At 59.1% G+C, this 16,929-nt stretch carries 17 protein-coding genes; 13 read left to right on the top strand and 4 right to left on the bottom strand.

Going from position 1 to position 16,929, the window contains the following annotated elements; translation table 11 throughout:
• The first annotated feature begins 83 nt into the window (after window positions 1-83).
• The 10 genes from HP15_RS01385 to HP15_RS01340 all read left to right on the top strand — a co-directional run bounded on the left by HP15_RS01385 (window position 84) and on the right by HP15_RS01340 (window position 9,139).
• On the top strand, window positions 84-788 hold the full coding sequence (locus HP15_RS01385; RefSeq protein ID WP_041644903.1) for a YggS family pyridoxal phosphate-dependent enzyme: 705 nt from the start codon (window positions 84-86) through the stop codon (window positions 786-788).
• A 61-nt stretch (window positions 789-849) separates the two neighbouring features.
• Window positions 850-1,683 (top strand): pyrroline-5-carboxylate reductase, encoded by an 834-nt coding sequence (gene proC, locus HP15_RS01380; RefSeq protein WP_014575886.1) that lies wholly within the window; start codon window positions 850-852, stop codon window positions 1,681-1,683.
• A gap of 22 nt (window positions 1,684-1,705) precedes the next feature.
• Window positions 1,706-2,290, top strand: coding sequence for a YggT family protein (locus HP15_RS01375; protein ID WP_008174183.1), 585 nt, complete (start codon window positions 1,706-1,708; stop codon window positions 2,288-2,290).
• 243 nt (window positions 2,291-2,533) lie between these two features.
• Window positions 2,534-4,498: a dynamin family protein gene (locus HP15_RS01370; RefSeq protein ID WP_008174181.1), complete on the top strand. Its 1,965-nt coding sequence runs from the start codon at window positions 2,534-2,536 to the stop codon at window positions 4,496-4,498.
• Between the two features lie 127 nt (window positions 4,499-4,625).
• A complete protein-coding gene (metX, locus tag HP15_RS01365; RefSeq protein WP_008174179.1) occupies window positions 4,626-5,774 on the top strand; it encodes a homoserine O-succinyltransferase MetX in 1,149 nt (382 codons plus the stop codon).
• Window positions 5,771-6,370: a methionine biosynthesis protein MetW gene (metW, locus tag HP15_RS01360; RefSeq protein WP_008174176.1), complete on the top strand. Its 600-nt coding sequence runs from the start codon at window positions 5,771-5,773 to the stop codon at window positions 6,368-6,370. The genes metX and metW overlap by 4 nt, the downstream gene beginning before the upstream one ends.
• Before the next feature lie 2 nt (window positions 6,371-6,372).
• Complete coding sequence (locus tag HP15_RS01355) at window positions 6,373-6,828, top strand: DUF4426 domain-containing protein (protein WP_008174175.1); 456 nt, start codon at window positions 6,373-6,375, stop codon at window positions 6,826-6,828.
• Window positions 6,829-6,834: 6 nt separating this feature from the next.
• Window positions 6,835-7,434, top strand: coding sequence for an RdgB/HAM1 family non-canonical purine NTP pyrophosphatase (gene rdgB / locus HP15_RS01350; RefSeq protein WP_014575885.1), 600 nt, complete (start codon window positions 6,835-6,837; stop codon window positions 7,432-7,434).
• A 5-nt stretch (window positions 7,435-7,439) separates the two neighbouring features.
• A complete protein-coding gene (gene hemW, locus HP15_RS01345; RefSeq protein WP_041644901.1) occupies window positions 7,440-8,606 on the top strand; it encodes a radical SAM family heme chaperone HemW in 1,167 nt (388 codons plus the stop codon).
• Window positions 8,606-9,139 (top strand): hypothetical protein, encoded by a 534-nt coding sequence (locus tag HP15_RS01340; RefSeq protein WP_049784448.1) that lies wholly within the window; start codon window positions 8,606-8,608, stop codon window positions 9,137-9,139. Before hemW ends, HP15_RS01340 begins: the two co-directional genes overlap by 1 nt.
• A 17-nt stretch (window positions 9,140-9,156) precedes the next feature.
• Here the strand turns inward: HP15_RS01340 and trmB are convergent, their stop codons facing one another.
• The 3 genes from trmB to HP15_RS01325 form a co-directional block, all read right to left on the bottom strand.
• Complete coding sequence (trmB, locus tag HP15_RS01335) at window positions 9,157-9,888, bottom strand: tRNA (guanosine(46)-N7)-methyltransferase TrmB (protein WP_014575882.1); 732 nt, start codon at window positions 9,886-9,888, stop codon at window positions 9,157-9,159.
• A 72-nt stretch (window positions 9,889-9,960) separates the two neighbouring features.
• A complete protein-coding gene (locus HP15_RS01330) occupies window positions 9,961-11,493 on the bottom strand; it encodes a YifB family Mg chelatase-like AAA ATPase (protein WP_041646072.1) in 1,533 nt (510 codons plus the stop codon).
• 63 nt (window positions 11,494-11,556) lie between these two features.
• Window positions 11,557-11,811, bottom strand: a complete 255-nt coding sequence (locus HP15_RS01325) for an accessory factor UbiK family protein (protein ID WP_014575880.1) — start codon at window positions 11,809-11,811, stop codon at window positions 11,557-11,559.
• A 381-nt stretch (window positions 11,812-12,192) separates the two neighbouring features.
• Between HP15_RS01325 and glnK the strand changes: the two genes are divergently transcribed.
• Both glnK and HP15_RS01315 read left to right on the top strand, forming a co-directional pair.
• Window positions 12,193-12,531 (top strand): P-II family nitrogen regulator, encoded by a 339-nt coding sequence (glnK, locus tag HP15_RS01320; RefSeq protein ID WP_008173268.1) that lies wholly within the window; start codon window positions 12,193-12,195, stop codon window positions 12,529-12,531.
• A gap of 74 nt (window positions 12,532-12,605) precedes the next feature.
• Window positions 12,606-13,889, top strand: coding sequence for an ammonium transporter (locus HP15_RS01315; RefSeq protein ID WP_014575879.1), 1,284 nt, complete (start codon window positions 12,606-12,608; stop codon window positions 13,887-13,889).
• Between the two features lie 65 nt (window positions 13,890-13,954).
• Here the strand turns inward: HP15_RS01315 and speE are convergent, their stop codons facing one another.
• Entirely contained in the window at window positions 13,955-14,836 is an 882-nt protein-coding gene (speE, locus tag HP15_RS01310) for a polyamine aminopropyltransferase (RefSeq protein ID WP_014575878.1), read from the bottom strand.
• Window positions 14,837-15,014: 178 nt separating this feature from the next.
• On the opposite strand from speE, the gene speA reads away from it, so the two are divergent.
• The gene (gene speA / locus HP15_RS01305) at window positions 15,015-16,925 is read left to right on the top strand and encodes a biosynthetic arginine decarboxylase (protein ID WP_014575877.1); all 1,911 of its coding nucleotides are present in this window, start codon (window positions 15,015-15,017) and stop codon (window positions 16,923-16,925) included.
• Window positions 16,926-16,929 lie beyond the last annotated feature (4 nt).

The following is a 16,929-nucleotide window of genomic DNA, read 5'->3' as shown; positions in this document are numbered from 1 at the left end:
GGCGCGGTTCACTTGGCATTTCAGTGACCTGCGGGTAACGTGTCACCGTACAAGTGACAGACCGAGCGTGGCATTCTCACACTATGAGCAGCATAGCAGACAACATCGGGAGCGTAACCCGACGCATACAAAAAGCAACATTGCAGGCAGGCCGTGCGCCCGGGTCTGTGCATTTGCTCGCCGTCAGCAAAACCCGACCACCGGAAGACCTGCGGGAAGCCTTCGCTGCCGGGCAGCGGGCCTTCGGTGAGAACTACCTCCAGGAGGCCCTCGAGAAGATGGAGGCTCTTGCAGATCTCGAGGGCGTCGACTGGCATTTCATCGGGCCGATCCAGTCCAACAAGACGCGACAGATGGCCTCCGCCTTTTCCTGGGTACACAGCGTCGACCGCCTTAAGATTGCCCGTCGCCTGAGCGAACAGCGCGATCCTGCGCTGCCGCCATTGAATATCTGTCTTCAGGTCAATATTAATGAGGAAGAGAGCAAATCCGGCTGCACTCTGGATGAGCTGCCGGATCTGGTGGCCGAAATTGGCGAATTGCCGAACATCAGCTTGCGAGGCCTGATGGCCATTCCGGATCCGGATCAGCCTGAAGCAGGATTGAGAGCCAGTTTCCGGAAACTTGCCAATACCCTGAAACAGCTGCGGTCAGACCATCCCGACGCCGGCCCACTCGACACACTGTCGATAGGCATGTCCGGCGACCTGGAAGTCGCGATTGCGGAAGGCGCCACCTGGGTACGGGTCGGCACTGCCCTATTCGGCAAACGCCCAGTAAAGAGCTGAACCGGCCGGTTCCTGCTATGATCAGGGCCGGACGTTTAACCGATCAACCGGGGAGTTAACCTTGAGCACATCACCAACCATTTCTTTTATTGGCGCCGGCAACATGGCCAGCGCCATCATTGGCGGTATGCTGGATAACGGCTATAAGGCCGGCAATATCTGGGTCAGCGCGCCGGATGACGCGCACCTACAGACAATCCGCAAGCGCTTTGGCGTAAGCGTCACCACAGACAACCGGTACTGCGCCCAGCAGGCTGACATGGTAGTTCTGGCGGTGAAACCCCAGGTCATGGCCGACGTCTGTCGCGACATTGCACCAGTGGTCCAGAACACTCGCCCACTGATGGTATCCATCGCCGCCGGCCTGACAGCGGATACCCTCGATGGTTGGCTTGGTGGCGGCCTGCCGATGGTCCGGGTAATGCCCAATACACCGTCCCTGGTCGGCAAAGGGGCTGCAGGCCTGTTTGCCAACAAAGAAGTGAAAGATAAACAGAAGAAGATGGTGGAATCGGTGTTCGAAAGCATCGGGTCAGCGCTCTGGGTTGAGGACGAAAACCTGCTGCACGCGGTTACCGCTCTCTCCGGCAGCGGCCCCGCCTATTTCTTCCTGATGCTTGAGGCGCTTGAGGAAGCGGCCACTGAGGCTGGCATTGCCGCCGGAACCGCGAGGGAACTGGCCATCCAGACCATGGCGGGAGCCGCGGAAATGGCCGGTCGAAGCGAGCACGATCCCGGCCAGCTCAAGCGTAATGTGATGTCTCCTGGCGGAACCACCGAACAGGCCATCAACACGTTCGAGGAAGGTGGTATGCGCGATCTGGTAGCCAAAGCGTACAAGGCCGCCTTCAAGCGTTCGGAAGAAATGGCCAAAGAACTGGCAGGCAAACAGTAACCGATAACGGAGACACGGCTTCATGCTGGCAGATATTCTGATTACCATCCTGCTCATCGCATCCACCTTTTACCTGACGATTGTGCTGCTTCGGTTCCTGCTTCAACTGGCCAGGGCCGACTTCTACAATCCCATCACTCAATTTGTGGTCAAGGCCACCAATCCACCGCTACGCCCGCTACAGCGGGTTATTCCTGGCCTGGGCGGTTTCGATGGAGCTTCGCTGGTTCTTGCAGTCATCATTCAGGGCATCACCTTCTTCCTGATCCTGGTGGCGCTGAACGGAGGCATTCCGGCCATAAATCCGATTACGCTGCTGGTGTGGGCGGTACTGAACGTACTGGACCTGATCGTGAAGATCTATTTCTGGTCGGTGATTGCAGTGGTGGTCGTCAGTTGGATCGCGCCGGGCAGTGGCCACCCGGCCATCCAGCTGGTCGCCCAGATCACCGAGCCGGTCATGCGCCCGGTGCGAAACATCATGCCCTCCATGGGCGGCCTGGACCTGTCACCCATCATCGTTTTCCTGATTCTGAACGTGATCTCAGTGGTGATTGAACACATGAAAATGGCCGCAGGCCTCGGCTCCATCGGGCTAGGTATGTAAACCCCGTCTCAAATATACACTTTGTAACACTTAGCCACGAAATCCATCATTCCCGAGCTGCAAAGTCATGTGACTGATTTTGCAGCTTTTTTATTGAATTTCCGGCAAGTTTGGCCATTTCCTCCATTCCAGCCCAGCCACAAACTTATAAATAACAGGATAGTATTACCGGTAATTAATCCGTCACCCGTGAGCACCCCGTTCTGACCGGGATACCAGGAAGTCGCGCAGAAGGAATATCCGATGAACCAACAGGGAACTCTGTCGCAGCAGGTAGAGGCTTATCACAACTGGAAAAAAGAGCTGATCCGCCAGATCGGCAGGTACCGGCTGTGGCTGCAGGATAACAATCTGTTCTCCGACGATGTCAGCACCCGCATACGCCACGGGCTGGAGCTGCTGATTGAGGATGAACTGACCATTGCGTTTGTCGGCGAATACTCCCGCGGTAAAACCGAACTGATCAACGCCCTGTTCTTCTCCGAGTATGGCCAGCGCATGCTGCCGTCCCAGGCGGGGCGCACGACCATGTGCCCCACGGAGCTTTTCTTCGATCGCAGCGCCAATGAAAACTACCTGCTCCTGCTTCCCATCGAGACCCGAAACGGCGAACTGTCCCTGCAGCAGTTGCGCAAGCAGCCGGAACGCTGGGTCAAACATGAGCTAGATGAGCGCGACCCTGAAATCATGCGGGAGGTGCTTGCCGAGGTTGCCCGCGTCAAGAGTGTGCCACCTGAGGAGGCTCGCGCACTCGGCTTCGACGAGGGCATGCTCGAGAATGATCGCAACAACCCGGGCAATGTACTTGTACCTGCCTGGCGGAACGCACAGATCAGCATCCGCCACCCCCTGTTCGAGCGCGGCCTGCGGATCCTCGATACGCCGGGCCTGAATGCCCTTGGTTCCGAGCCGGAGCTGACGATCAGCATGCTGCCCCGCGCCCATGCCGTGATCTTCGTGCTGAGTGCCGACACCGGTGTGACCGCCAGCGACATGACCATCTGGAAAGAGCACATCGACACCCAGCACGCCGACCATCGCGCCGGCCGCTTTGCCGTGCTGAACAAGATCGACGTGCTCTGGGATGACCTCCAGGGCGAGCGCCACACCAACGAGGCGATTGAGCGGGTGCGCGGTTACACGGCCGACCACCTGGGCATGCGCCAGCACGATGTTATCCCGGTTTCTGCCAAGCAAGGGCTGGTCGCAAGGGTAAAGAAAGACAACGACCTGTTTGACCGTTCCAATATCAATCAGCTTGAGCAGCTGATTATCCAGCGCATCCTCATGCACAAGGAACAGCTGATCACCCAGAGTCTGATCAACGACCTGCTGGGCATGCTCCAGAACAGCCAGGCAGCCATGCAGTACCGCCTTGAATCCCTGGAGGAAGAACTCCAGGCGTGCGCGGGCGTTACCATGGACAAGGCAGCGCTGGGCCGCCTCGCAGAACGCGCCCAGAAAGACTACGACTTTTACTACAAGAAGCTGATCACCCTGCGCTCCAGCCGTCGCCTCATGGACTCCCAGGGCGACCTGCTGAAGAAACTGGTGAGCGAAGACCGCTTCGAAGCCCATGCGGAACATGTACGTACCAGTATGTCGAAGAGCTGGACCACTGCCGGGATGAACCGCGCCATGGATCAGTTTTTCGAACTGCTTGAAAGCGACTTGACCAACCTTCTGAGCGAAGGGCACCTGGCCGAAAAAATGGTTGGCGCGATTTACCGTCGCTATAACGAAGACAACCGGGCACGTCACCTTGAGCCCATCCCGCTGCGGGCCGGGCGCCATGTCATTGCCATCCGCGAGTTGCGCAAAAAAGCGAGACGCTTCCGCATCAGTCCGAAGAATCTGCTCACCGAGCAATCGGTTCTGGTTCGCCGGTTTTTCAATGTCATGGTGGGCGAAGCCCGCACACTGCATGCCCGTGTACGCCAGGACGTTGAGCGCTGGCCATCAGAAGCCCTGCTACCGATCATGCAGTATTCCATGGAGCAGAAGCAGCTTCTGGAGCACCAGATCCGGCGCCTTCGCGATATGGTTCGCAACGACAAGGACAGCCGCACCGAGCGCCTGCGCCTGACCAACACCATTGCCGACCTGCGCAGGCAACTGGAACTGGCCGACGCGATGCAGCGCCAGATCCGCAAACCGGCCCCTACCCTGATCCAGCAAAAAGTGGTGAACATCTCCGGGGCCGTCTGAGCCCCGCAAGCGCGACCACTCAGGCGGTTGCAGCCATCACGCCCCGGCTTTAAACTGCTGGGCTGTCGATGACTTTGTCATTGCTTTTCCAGACACTTACGGATCGAACCAGGAACCATTCGCGCCGATGCCTGATACCCTGCCTGCGGATTCTGTCGGGATTGTCTCCCCGCAGACCTATCATTTCGACGCTCCCATCGATCTGGCCTGCGGCCAGTCCCTGGAAAACTATGACCTGGTGGTGGAAACCTACGGCACCCTGAATGCCGACGCCAGCAATGCCGTTCTTATCTGCCACGCCTTGAGCGGCCATCACCACGCGGCCGGCTACCACTCTGCCGAGGACCGCAAACCCGGCTGGTGGGACAGCTGTATCGGCCCCGGAAAGCCCATCGATACCGATCGTTTTTTTGTTGTCAGCCTGAACAATCTGGGCGGCTGTCACGGCAGCACCGGCCCCAACAGCATCAATCCCGAAACCGGAAAGCCGTTTGGCCCGGAGTTTCCGGTTATCACCGTGGGCGACTGGGTCAAGAGTCAGGCGCTGCTGGCAGATCGGCTCGGCATTCAATGCTGGGCGGCCGTTGTTGGCGGCTCCCTCGGCGGCATGCAAGCCCTGCAGTGGAGCCTGGACTACCCCGATCGCCTGCGGCATGCGGTGGTGATTGCGTCCACTCCGCGATTGACCGCCCAGAATATTGCCTTCAATGAAGTGGCACGCCAGGCAATAACCTCTGATCGGGAGTTTCACGACGGGCGCTATTACGACTTTGATACGGTTCCCAGGCGTGGCCTTATGCTGGCGCGGATGGTTGGCCATATCACGTATCTGTCTGATGCTTCCATGGGCGAGAAATTTGGCCGCGAACTCCGTGACCAGGCATACAAGTTTGGTTATGACGCGGAGTTCCAGGTCGAAAGCTACCTCCGCTATCAGGGCGAGCGCTTTTCCGAATCGTTTGACGCCAACACCTACCTGCTGATGACCCGAGCCCTGGACTACTTTGATCCGGCCTACGAGTTTGGCGGCGACCTCTCGAAAGCACTGGCAGCGGCCAGTTGTGAATACCTGGTGTTGTCATTCAGCACCGACTGGCGCTTCACGCCGGCCCGCTCGGAAGAAATGGTCAATGCCATGATTGGCGCGCGCAGGAAGGTCAGCTACGCCGAGGTGGACGCACCCTGGGGACACGACGCGTTTCTGATTCCGACCCCGAGGTACACTGACATCTTTAACGCCTATATGGACCGGGTAGCACGGGAGGTCGGCGCATGAGACCGGATCTCGAAATCATCCAGCAGTGGGTTCAGCCCGGCCACCATGTTCTGGACCTGGGCTGTGGCGATGGCACTCTTCTTGATTTCCTCCAGCGGGAACGGGGTGCCAGTGGCTTCGGCCTGGAGATAAACCCGGACCACATCACCGCCTGCATGGGCCGTGGAGTGGCGGTTATCGAACAGAACCTGGACACCCAGGGGCTGGGGAACTTTGAAGATGGCAGTTTCGATATTGTTCTGATGACCCAGGCGCTTCAGGCGGTCCGGCGCCCTGACAGGGTACTGGATGAAATGCTGCGGGTTGGCAGCGAAGGCATCGTGACCTTCCCCAACTTTGCTCATTGGCGATTGCGCTGGGGACTGACTTTGAGCGGTCGTATGCCCGAATCCGAGGCACTGCCGTATAAATGGTATAACACGCCCAACATAAGGTTGTGCACCTTCAAGGATTTTGAGGCACTGTGCCGTCAGAAAGGCATCAGGATCAAAAGCCGCCGGGTGGTTGACGGCCAGCACCAGAACAGCTGGCTGGCTCGTCTCTGGCCGAACTTGTTGGGCGAAATTGCCATTTACCGAATCACACGGGAGACCTAGCAATGATCGCAAAAACCTTTTCCACATTCCGTACGCTGCTGGCAATTACGCTGATTGGCCTGTTCAGCCTGCAGGCACAGGCCGGCTCGAAGGATTTCGGAGACTACAAGGTACTCTGGAGTGTCCTGCCCAGCACCTTCCTGGCTCCGGAAGTCGCCCAGGCCAATAATCTTCAGCGGAGCAAGGGCATAGGCATCGTCAATATCTCCATCATGGAGGAAAACGACGATGGCTCAATGTCCCCGGTGAGCGGCCAGGTGGAAGGCAAGGTAACCAACGATGTCCAGCAGGTGCGCTTCCTGGCGTTCCGCCGCATCCAGGAGGGCGACTCCGTGTACTTTATTGCCGAGTATCAGTATTCCTCCGGCGAACTGATGACTTTCAATATTACCGCACGCCCTACCGGACACCAGCAGGACCTGGCGGTACGGTTTGCTCACACACTGTTCAGCGATTAAGCCTCTATGACCAACCGACTTGTCATCGCCAGCAATAACAGGGGCAAAATCGCCGAGTTGACCGAGCTCCTGGCACCTCTTGGCATGACGCCGATTGCCCAGGGCGATCTGGGCGTCGGTGAAGCCGAGGAGCCGGCGGTCACCTTTGTAGAAAACGCGATTCTCAAGGCGCGCCACGCGGCACGGGAAACCGGGCTGCCAGCACTCGCTGACGACAGTGGTCTGGCGGTGGACGCGCTTGAAGGCCGCCCGGGCGTGCGCTCTGCCCGCTTTGCCGGCGATGATGCAACCGATCAGGACAATGTGGACGCCCTGCTGGACGCCATGGCGGGCGTGCCGGACGGGCAACGGGGCGCCCAGTTTCACTGTGTGCTGGTATACCTGCGCCATGCCGAAGATCCGACCCCGATCATCTGCCATGGCCGCTGGCCGGGCTCGATCCTCAGATCCCCTCAGGGCGATGGCGGCTTCGGTTATGACCCGGTGTTCCTGGCACCAGAGCATGGCTGCAGTGCGGCGGAACTGTCCCGCGCCGAAAAGGGCAGCATCAGCCACCGCGGACGCGCCCTGAAGATTCTGCTGGATCAGCTGAAGGCCGAGGCCTGAAACAGTTGAGTAATACCAGCCCCGGGGACGATCAGCAGCCAGCGGCGGTTAGGCCGCCGTTGAGCCTCTATATTCACGTACCCTGGTGCGTGCGGAAGTGCCCCTACTGTGACTTCAACTCCCACGCTTTCACCGGGACAATCCCGGAATCCGCCTATCTGCAGGCTCTGCTCGAAGATCTCGACCAGGACCTGGCCTTTGCCACCGATCGACCAATAGAGACCGTGTTCATCGGAGGCGGCACTCCGTCCCTGATGAGCGGCGACTTCTACGATCGCCTGTTCAGGGAACTGCGGGCACGCCTTGCCTTCGCCACAAATGCCGAAATTACCCTGGAAGCCAACCCCGGCACGCTCGAAGCCGGCCGGTTCGACGCGTTCCGGGCAGCGGGCATCAACCGTCTGTCCATCGGGGTCCAGAGTTTCAATCCCGACCATCTCAAAACGCTGGGGCGCATTCACGATGCCGATGCCGCCCACCGGGCCATACGCGCCGCTCGCCGCGCCGGGTTCGATAACTTCAATATCGATCTGATGCACGGTCTGCCGGGCCAGACGCCCGGGCAGGCAATTGAGGACATCCAGACTGCCCTGGACTACAAACCACCGCATCTCTCCTGGTACCAGCTGACCCTCGAGCCCAATACCGAGTTTTACAGCCGTCCGCCAGAACTGCCCGACGACGATCATCTCTGGGACATCTATCGTCGGGGTTCCGATTACCTGCATCAACACGGCTACGAGGATTACGAAGTCTCGGCCTGGAGCCTCCAGGGAAGGGCCTCCCGTCACAATCTGAACTACTGGACGTTCGGGGACTACCTGGCCCTCGGGGCCGGGGCCCATGGCAAGATCAGCCTGGTGGACGGGAGTATCAGGCGATACTGGAAGACCCGGCAGCCGGACGCTTACCTGAACCGGATCGGCAGCCGAACGGCCGGTTCTGATGCGATTGCCGTGGACGATCTGCCGCTGGAATTCCTGATGAACGCCCTCAGACTGAAAGAAGGAGTGGATGAAAGCCTTTTTTCTGAACGAACGGGTTTACCCCTGACAACAGTTGGAGTAAAACTTGAACGACTGCGGAATGAAAAGCTGCTGGTAAGCGATCGACTCCAGGCAACCGACCTGGGCCAGAGATACCTTAACAGCCTGTTGGAGCGTTTTCTGTAATGGACCCTGCACACGGAGTGGCAGCATTTCCCAAAAGCCTGAAAGCCAGCCTGGTCGTGGCTGCCGTGCTGCTGTTCGCTCTGCTTATGGTCAACCAGCCTCTGCAGACGGCATCAGCACCCCAGGGTATCGTGAGCTATCAGCTGGCCGGGACTGCCGATCAGGCCCACGCCATTTTTCGCAGCTGGGGAAGCGAAGGGGTTGCCTGGGCGAAGATTTCGCTGTGGCTGGACTTCCTGTTCATTCCTGCCTACATGCTGGCCCTGATTCATCTTACCCGGCACTTTACCCGTGATCGCCCCGGCATTCGCGAGCGGGTGGGAGCCCGTTGGGTACGGGCGCTGTTCGCAACTGCCGGCCTGAGCGACGGTGCAGAGAACATTCTGTTGCTGAACAATTTCAACCCGCCCACCGATGAGATGAGCCTGTCCGCAACCCTATGCGCACTCATCAAATTTACGGCGCTCACGCTCGGCATCGCCGGGCTGGTCATCATCCGGGCGTCACGGCGCCACCCGCTCGCGCATCACTGACCCCCGATCCATGCCTCTTAATTGGTGCGATAGAACAACAGGTCCCAGACACCGTGACCGAGAGTTTCGCCCCGCTTCTCAAACTTGGTGATTGGACGGTCGTCAGGGCGCGGTGAATAGCCACCGGTCTCCTGGGTGTTGGCAAAGCCCTCGGACTCGCTCATCACCTCGAGCATATGCTCGGCATAATTCTCCCAGTCGGTCGCCAGGTGCAGAATGCCGCCTACCCTCAACTTGTGACGAACCCGCTGGACAAACTCGTGCTGGATCAGCCGGCGCTTGTGGTGCTTTTTCTTGTGCCAGGGATCGGGGAAGAACACCATCACGCGATCCAGGCACGCATCCGGAAGGCAGAGATCAATCACATCGTTGGCATCAATACTGTAAATCCGGACGTTTTCCAGGCCACGGTCCTCGATCTCCTTGAGCAACGCGCCAACACCGGGCTGATGAACTTCAACCCCGATAAAATCCTGTTCGGGAGCGGCCTCAGCCATGTCGGCCAGGGACCGCCCCATACCAAAACCGATTTCCAGGTTCAGCATGTTGTCGCGGCCGAACACTTCCCTGGGATCAATCATTCCGTCCTCACGGGTCAGCCCGTACTTCGGCCAGCTCCGCTCGAACGCCTTTTTCTGGCCTTCCGTCATCCGGCCCTGGCGCAAAACAAAGCTGCGCACACCGCGACGGGTGGTGACCGGCGAATCGGCGGCCTCTTTGGGATCTTGCGGTTCTTTCTGGTCTGTCATCTGCAATCCTTAACCGCAGGCAGCGGGTCATGTTTAACGGGATTTGCCACTAGTTTACCAGAGTGTCCCGGCTCAGGCGGAGACCACTGAGTTACGGCCCTGCTGTCGGTCCAGCTGCCGGTAGCCCAGCGCTTCAACCAGATGGCTTTGCCGCAGTTCCTCGCAGCCTTGCAGATCCGCCAGCGTCCGGGCCACCCGAAGGATGCGATGCAACGCCCGGGCCGAAAGCCCCAGCTTCTCCATGGCCCCGGTAAGCAGCTGCTCACCCTGTGCGTCCAGTCGGCATGCAGCCTGTAATTCCCGACCGGACAGCGCGGCGTTCAGGCAACCCCGCTCTGACTGTCGGGCTCTGGCAGCCCGAACACGCTCCCGGACTGTGGCACTGTCCTCGCCGTCCCCACCCTGGCGCATCAGCACGTCGCCGCCCTGTACCGGCACCTCAACGTGCAGATCAAACCTGTCGAGCAAAGGCCCGGAGATCTTCGACCGGTAGCGGGTAACCTGTTGCGGCGTACACTGACACTCGATGCTAGGATGACCGCTGTAACCGCAGGGGCACGGGTTCATCGCGCCAACAACCTGAAAGCGCGCGGGAAAATTGACCTGACGCGCCGCCCGGCTGATCGAAATCTCCCCGGTTTCCATCGGCTCCCGGAGCACTTCCAGCACCCGGCGCTCAAACTCTGGCAACTCGTCGAGAAACAGTACGCCCCGGTGCGCCAGGGAGATTTCCCCCGGCCTCGGGCTGCTGCCACCACCGACCAGCGCAACCGCTGAGGCGGTATGATGAGGCGATCTGAAAGGCGGCTGACGCCAGCCCCCGGCCCGAACCGGCAAACCCGCCACCGAATGCACGCTCGCCACTTCCATAGCCGCAGCATCATCCAGCCCGGGCAGGATTCCGGGCAAGCGACTGGCAAGCATGCTCTTGCCGGTTCCCGGGGGGCCGAAAAACAGAAGATTGTGCCCACCCGCTGCCGCCACCTCCAGCGTGCGTCGCGGGACCTGCTGGCCGCGGACATCCGACAGATCGGGCACCTCACGGTTGCCGCCCGGGGCTTCGTCCAGGGGAGAGCTGGGCACCGGCACAAGACGGGCACGACCACTCAGATATTCGCACACGGTCAGCAGGTGGCCGGCGGCCAGAAGGTCACCCTGGCTTGCCAGTGCCGCTTCCTCGGAGTTGGCATGGGGGACCAGCAAGGCCCGACCATCCTCCCGGGCGGCCAACACGGCCGGCAGAACACCTTTCAGAGGGCGCAGTGCACCATCAAGGGACAATTCGCCAACGAATTCGCAGTCGGAAAGGCTGTCGACAGGGATCTGACCAGACGCCGCCAGAATGCCCAGAGCGATGGGCAGATCGAACCGGCCACCCTCTTTTGGCAGATCAGCGGGGGCGAGATTGATGGTAATTCTTCGGGCGGGAAATTCGAAACCGGCGTTAAGAAGCGCGCTTCGGACGCGCTCCTTGCTCTCCCTTACACCGGTTTCCGGCAACCCCACGATCGAGAGCGCGGGCAAGCCACCCGAGAGATGGACTTCAACGGTAACGGCAGGCGCAGACACGCCAATGGCGGCGCGGGAATGAACAATAGCAAGCATGACAACCATCCATGGTAATAACCGGAACTGCTTGCCCGGCATCCTGCCGGGCGCGTCCGGGATTTATTGTTTCTGCAGGGAATTTTCCAGCTCGGCCACCCGCTTCTCAAGCGCGTCGACCTTTTCACGGGTCTTCAGCAGGACTGCCTGCTGGGCGTCAAACTCCTCCCGGGTTACCAACTCCAGGCGAGACAGAACAGCCATCACGGTGGCCCGGGCCTGGGTTTCAAAATCTTCCCGTGCAGCGCGGGCCATGTCGGGAACAAACTGGCCGAACTGGCCCTGCAGCTGGGAAAAAATATCCTGTGGACCTTTCACACGTCACCTCACAAATTCCTGAAATATCCGGCTTCGACTAAAAGACAGGGCCGGTTGCCGGTTAGCGGGAGTGTATCACACCGCAGCCCCTGCCATACTGTAGGTGGTCGACCCTATAATAAGTGGCGAAGGGCCAGGGAGCCCGCTCCAAATTGGCTCACTGGCCGGCTACCCGCTCTATTTTGGTGCACAAGTTTGCGCCATTCTGGTACGCGGATATCGTAGCCTTTTGTTTTTTAAATATTTTTTTGCGTTGGCATACACGATGCTAAAGCTCTCGTACGCAATCCGCACAATTGGTGTGCGAGGTGGCAGCATCCCGAACTCAACAACCGGCCGACGGGCCCTCACTGTTGAGACGGCTTTACCAAGGAGAAAGCAATGAAACTTGTGACAGCGATCATCAAGCCTTTCAAATTGGATGATGTCCGTGAGGCACTATCCGAGATTGGCGTACAAGGCGTAACCGTCACTGAAGTCAAAGGCTTCGGTCGGCAAAAAGGCCACACAGAACTCTATCGTGGCGCGGAATACGTGGTGGATTTCCTGCCCAAGGTGAAGGTGGAAGTTGCTATCGGCGACAACCTTCTGGACCAGGTTATCGAGTCCATCACCAAGGCGGCCAACACCGGCAAAATCGGTGACGGCAAGATCTTCGTGACTGAACTGGCTCAAGCCATCCGGATCCGGACTGGCGAAACCGGCGAAGAAGCGGTCTGAACCAGCTCTGATTTTTCGATCAGCCAACGCAAAAAAATTTTATAACCTGAAAAGCCTCGTGCGGAGGGCTTCATATGGAAAGCAATCTTAATCACATTTTTGAACTCCAGTATGCGCTGGATACCTTTTACTTCCTGATTTGCGGTGCTCTGGTCATGTGGATGGCCGCTGGCTTTGCCATGCTGGAAGCCGGCCTGGTGCGTGCCAAGAACACCACCGAAATCCTGACCAAGAACGTGGCCCTGTTTGCGGTCGCCTGTACCATGTACCTGATTGTCGGCTACGACATCATGTACGACGGCGGTATCTTCCTGAGCGGTGTAACAACTGTTGCCGAGATGGACGACGCAGCGATTGCGGGCGTTATTGCAGCCTCCACTGAAGCCGGCTTCGGCGACATGGGCGAATACAGCGGCGCTTCTGACTTCTTCTTCCAGGTTGTCTTCGTTGCAACCGCCATGTCCATCGTCTCCGGTGCTGTGGCTGAGCGTATGAAACTCTGGGCCTTCCTGGGCTTCGCCGTTGTTATGTGTGGTTTCATCTACCCGATGCAGGGTTCCTGGACCTGGAACGGCGACGCGGTATTCGGCATGTACGAGCTGAGCTACAGCGACTACGCCGGTTCCGGTATCGTTCACATGGCCGGTGCAGCAGCAGCCCTGGCGGGTGTGATCCTGCTCGGTGCCCGTAAGGGTAAATACGGCGCCAAAGGTGAAATCCGCGCCTTCCCGGGTGCCAACCTGCCCCTGGCAACGCTTGGTACCTTCATCCTGTGGATGGGCTGGTTCGGCTTTAACGGTGGCTCAACCCTGAAGCTGGGTGGCATCGGTGTCGCCAACGAAGTGGCCAACGTGTTCCTGAACACCAACGCGGCTGCAGCCGGCGGTCTGATCGCTGCCCTGATCGTGGCACGCCTGATGTTCGGCAAGGCTGACCTGACCATGGCCCTGAACGGCGCTCTGGCTGGCCTGGTTGCGATCACTGCAGAACCGGCGGATCCGTCTCCCCTGCTGGCCACCATCATCGGTGCCATCGGTGGCACCCTGGTTGTGTTCTCCATCGTAACCATGGACAAGCTGCGCATTGACGACCCGGTCGGTGCCATCTCTGTTCACGGTGTGGTCGGTATCTGGGGTATCTTTGCGGTCCTCCTGTCCGACGCAGACGCTACCTTCATGGGCCAGCTGGTCGGCATGCTCACCATCTTCATCTGGGTATTCGTCACCAGCCTGATCGTCTGGGGCATCCTGAAAGCCGTCATGGGCATCAGGGTCTCGGAAGAAGAAGAGTACGAAGGTGTGGATCTGTCCGAGTGTGGTATGGAAGCCTATCCGGAGTTCGTCAGCGGCAAGCAGTAATCGCTGACAGTGCAAGTAAAAAGGGGCGCCAGTTGGCGCCCCTTTTTTTGTATGTCCGATCTTGCCTAGCCTTCTGTCGGTCTCACCTCATCCTCAAGCGCGTCGACCATGAACTGAGGCATTGCCAGCGCACCCCGATGAACACCGGCATTGTAGTAGCGGGTTACGAACGGGCGATTGTTGGCATCTTCCTCTCGGAAATACTTGATCGGATTCTCCTTGCTCGCCATGGTGCAACTCCACCAGCCCGTCGGATAAACCGGCTGCGGAAATGGCAAGGTCTGTACATGCTCAAACCCCGCCTGGCGCATATCCTCGTGAATACCTTTGATAATGCTATGGGTGTGGAGCAGCGGTGATTCGCTCTGCTGAACAATAATCCCGCCCTCGCGCAGCGCCAGCATGGCATCCCGATAAAAATCCAGGGCAAACAGGCCTTCAGCGGGGCCTACCGGATCGGTGCTGTCGATAATGATGAGGTCAACGCTGTTCGGCTCAATATCCCGCATCCACTGGATCCCGTCGCCAAAGAAGAAATTGGCGCGCGGGTCGCTGTTGGCCTCGCACAATTCCGGAAAATACTCTTCAGACACGCGGGTTACCCGTTCATCAATTTCCACCTGCCAGGCTTCCTCGATGCCCGGATGCTTGAGCACCTCTTTCAGGGTGCCACAGTCTCCGCCGCCAACAATCACCACCTTTTTCGGATCGCGGTGGGTAAACAGGGCCGGGTGCGTCATCATCTCGTGGTACAGGAAGTTATCGCGGGTGGTCAGCATCACGCAGCCATCCAGAACCATCAGGTTGCCAAAGGTCTCGGTCTCGTAGATTTCCAGTTTCTGGAACGGCGTCTGTTCCTCATGGAGCTTCTTTTTCACCTGCAGGGAGAACGCGGTTCCCTGATCCTGGAATACCTCGGTAAACCAGCCGTCATTGAGTGCTGTCATGTCTTGCCTCCCGCTGTGGGCCATGGGCTGAATTGAAAGGGCGTATTGTAGGGATGCCCCACCGTGAGCTAAAGCGATAATCGCGGTGAAACACCATGTATTTTCCGCAGCCGATGCTTTTAGCCGGGGATGGGAATCCATACAATGGCGGCCAGTGTTTCCTGACAGGATAGCAAGCATGAGCGAAGCCAGCGCCACCCCGGCCCACAAGGTTTACAACATTGCCCACTGGAGCGATGGCTACATCGGTGTCAATGATCAGGGCCAGGTGCTCATCCGCCCGGATCGTGGCCACAGCCCGGCCCGCATCAACCTGCCAGAACTGACCCGGACGCTGACCGAGTCCGGGGTCCAGTTGCCGGTACTTGTGCGCTTCGTTGACATCCTGCACGACCGCGTTAACAAACTCTGCAATGCCTTCAACAAGGTTGCAGAGGAGCACGCCTACCAGGGCGGCTACACGGCGGTTTACCCCATCAAGGTCAACCAGCAGCGCCGCGTAGTCGAAGAGCTGCTGGCTGCCGAGCCCGCCGCCTCCAACGGCCAGATCGGGCTTGAAGCAGGCAGCAAGCCAGAGCTGATGGCGGTGCTGGCAATGTCCCAGCAACCCGGATCGGTGATTGTCTGCAATGGTTACAAGGACCGGGAGTACATCCGTCTTGCCCTGATTGGGCAGACTCTCGGCCACCGGGTGTTCATCGTGGTCGAGAAGAAATCGGAACTGCCACTCATCCTGGAAGAGGCAAAAAGCCTGGGCGTTTCACCGCTGATCGGAGTTCGGGCCCGGCTGGCCACCATCGGCAAAGGCAACTGGCAGAACACAGGCGGTGAAAAGTCGAAATTCGGACTGTCTGCCAGCCAGGTCCTGGATGTCGTCGACACCCTGCGCGAGGCGGGCGCCCTGGACACCCTGCAACTTTTGCACTTCCATCTTGGCTCCCAGATTGCCAACATCCGTGACATCCAGACCGGTCTCCGGGAATGTGCACGCTTCTACAGCGAGTTGCGCCAGATGGGGGCCCCAATTGGCACGGTGGACATCGGCGGTGGCCTGGGCGTGGATTACGAGGGCACTCGCTCACGCAGTAGCTGCTCCATGAACTACAGCGTTTACGAATATGCCTACAATGTCGTGCATGTTTTGCAGGCAGAGTGTGATCGCCACGGTACGCCTCACCCGGATCTGATCAGCGAATCCGGCAGAGCCCTGACCGCGCATCACTCCGTGCTTGTGACCAACGTGATCGACCACGAAGCACCGGAAAACCGGACACCGCAACAACCGGGGGCCACCGCCTCTGCGCCGCTGCACGATCTCTGGCGCGACCTTGAAAGCCTGCAGGACACAAACACCCCCCGCTCACTGGCTGAGATCTACCATGACGTACTCCACGCCATGGCCGATGTTCACGCCCAGTTCGCCCACGGCGTTCTGTCGCTCCAGGAGCGGGCGGATGCTGAAACCCTGTACACCCGCTGCTGCCGACTGCTCCGGGATCAGCTGGACAGCAGCAACCGGGCTCACCGGGAAATTATCGACGAACTCAATGAGAAACTGGCGGAAAAACTCTTCGTTAATTTTTCCCTGTTCCAGTCACTGCCCGATGTCTGGGGCATTGATCAGATCTTCCCGGTTATGCCGATCAACGGCCTGGATCGCCCCCTGAACCGGCGGGCAGTTATCCAGGACATTACCTGCGATTCGGACGGGCGTATCGACCGCTACGTCGATGGCCAGGGCACCGAGACAACCCTGCCCTTACCCGAAGAACGGTCGGGCGAGCCTTTGCTGATGGGCTTTTTCATGACCGGCGCGTATCAGGAAATTCTGGGCGATATGCACAACCTGTTCGGCGACACCCATTCCGTGGATGTCCGCCTGACGCCAGAAGGCGGTTACGAGATCAGCGCCCCCATCACCGGGGACACCGTCGCCAAGGTGTTGCGCTATGTGAACTTTGAACCCGAGGCCCTGATGGAGGCCTACAGGGGCAAGTTTGCCGCCTCCGCCCTGGCAGCGGAAACCCAGGCCGCGCTTATGGCAGAGCTGGCCGCCGGCCTGGATGGTTATACCTACCTCGAGGAATAGTTCT

Origin of the sequence: Marinobacter adhaerens HP15 (assembly GCF_000166295.1) — a bacterium.
Lineage (GTDB): Bacteria > Pseudomonadota > Gammaproteobacteria > Pseudomonadales > Oleiphilaceae > Marinobacter > Marinobacter adhaerens.
This window is presented reverse-complemented; position numbering and strand designations above follow the sequence as displayed.

Coding starts and splice junctions, on each gene's coding strand:
- HP15_RS01385 (WP_041644903.1), top strand. CDS start 84: ATGAGCAGCATAGCAGACAACATCGGGAGCGTAACCCGACGCATACAA.
- HP15_RS01375 (WP_008174183.1), top strand. CDS start 1,706: ATGCTGGCAGATATTCTGATTACCATCCTGCTCATCGCATCCACCTTT.
- HP15_RS01370 (WP_008174181.1), top strand. CDS start 2,534: ATGAACCAACAGGGAACTCTGTCGCAGCAGGTAGAGGCTTATCACAAC.
- metX (WP_008174179.1), top strand. CDS start 4,626: ATGCCTGATACCCTGCCTGCGGATTCTGTCGGGATTGTCTCCCCGCAG.
- metW (WP_008174176.1), top strand. CDS start 5,771: ATGAGACCGGATCTCGAAATCATCCAGCAGTGGGTTCAGCCCGGCCAC.
- HP15_RS01355 (WP_008174175.1), top strand. CDS start 6,373: ATGATCGCAAAAACCTTTTCCACATTCCGTACGCTGCTGGCAATTACG.
- rdgB (WP_014575885.1), top strand. CDS start 6,835: ATGACCAACCGACTTGTCATCGCCAGCAATAACAGGGGCAAAATCGCC.
- HP15_RS01340 (WP_049784448.1), top strand. CDS start 8,606: ATGGACCCTGCACACGGAGTGGCAGCATTTCCCAAAAGCCTGAAAGCC.
- trmB (WP_014575882.1), bottom strand. CDS start 9,888: ATGACAGACCAGAAAGAACCGCAAGATCCCAAAGAGGCCGCCGATTCG.
- HP15_RS01330 (WP_041646072.1), bottom strand. CDS start 11,493: ATGCTTGCTATTGTTCATTCCCGCGCCGCCATTGGCGTGTCTGCGCCT.
- glnK (WP_008173268.1), top strand. CDS start 12,193: ATGAAACTTGTGACAGCGATCATCAAGCCTTTCAAATTGGATGATGTC.
- HP15_RS01315 (WP_014575879.1), top strand. CDS start 12,606: ATGGAAAGCAATCTTAATCACATTTTTGAACTCCAGTATGCGCTGGAT.
- speE (WP_014575878.1), bottom strand. CDS start 14,836: ATGACAGCACTCAATGACGGCTGGTTTACCGAGGTATTCCAGGATCAG.
- speA (WP_014575877.1), top strand. CDS start 15,015: ATGAGCGAAGCCAGCGCCACCCCGGCCCACAAGGTTTACAACATTGCC.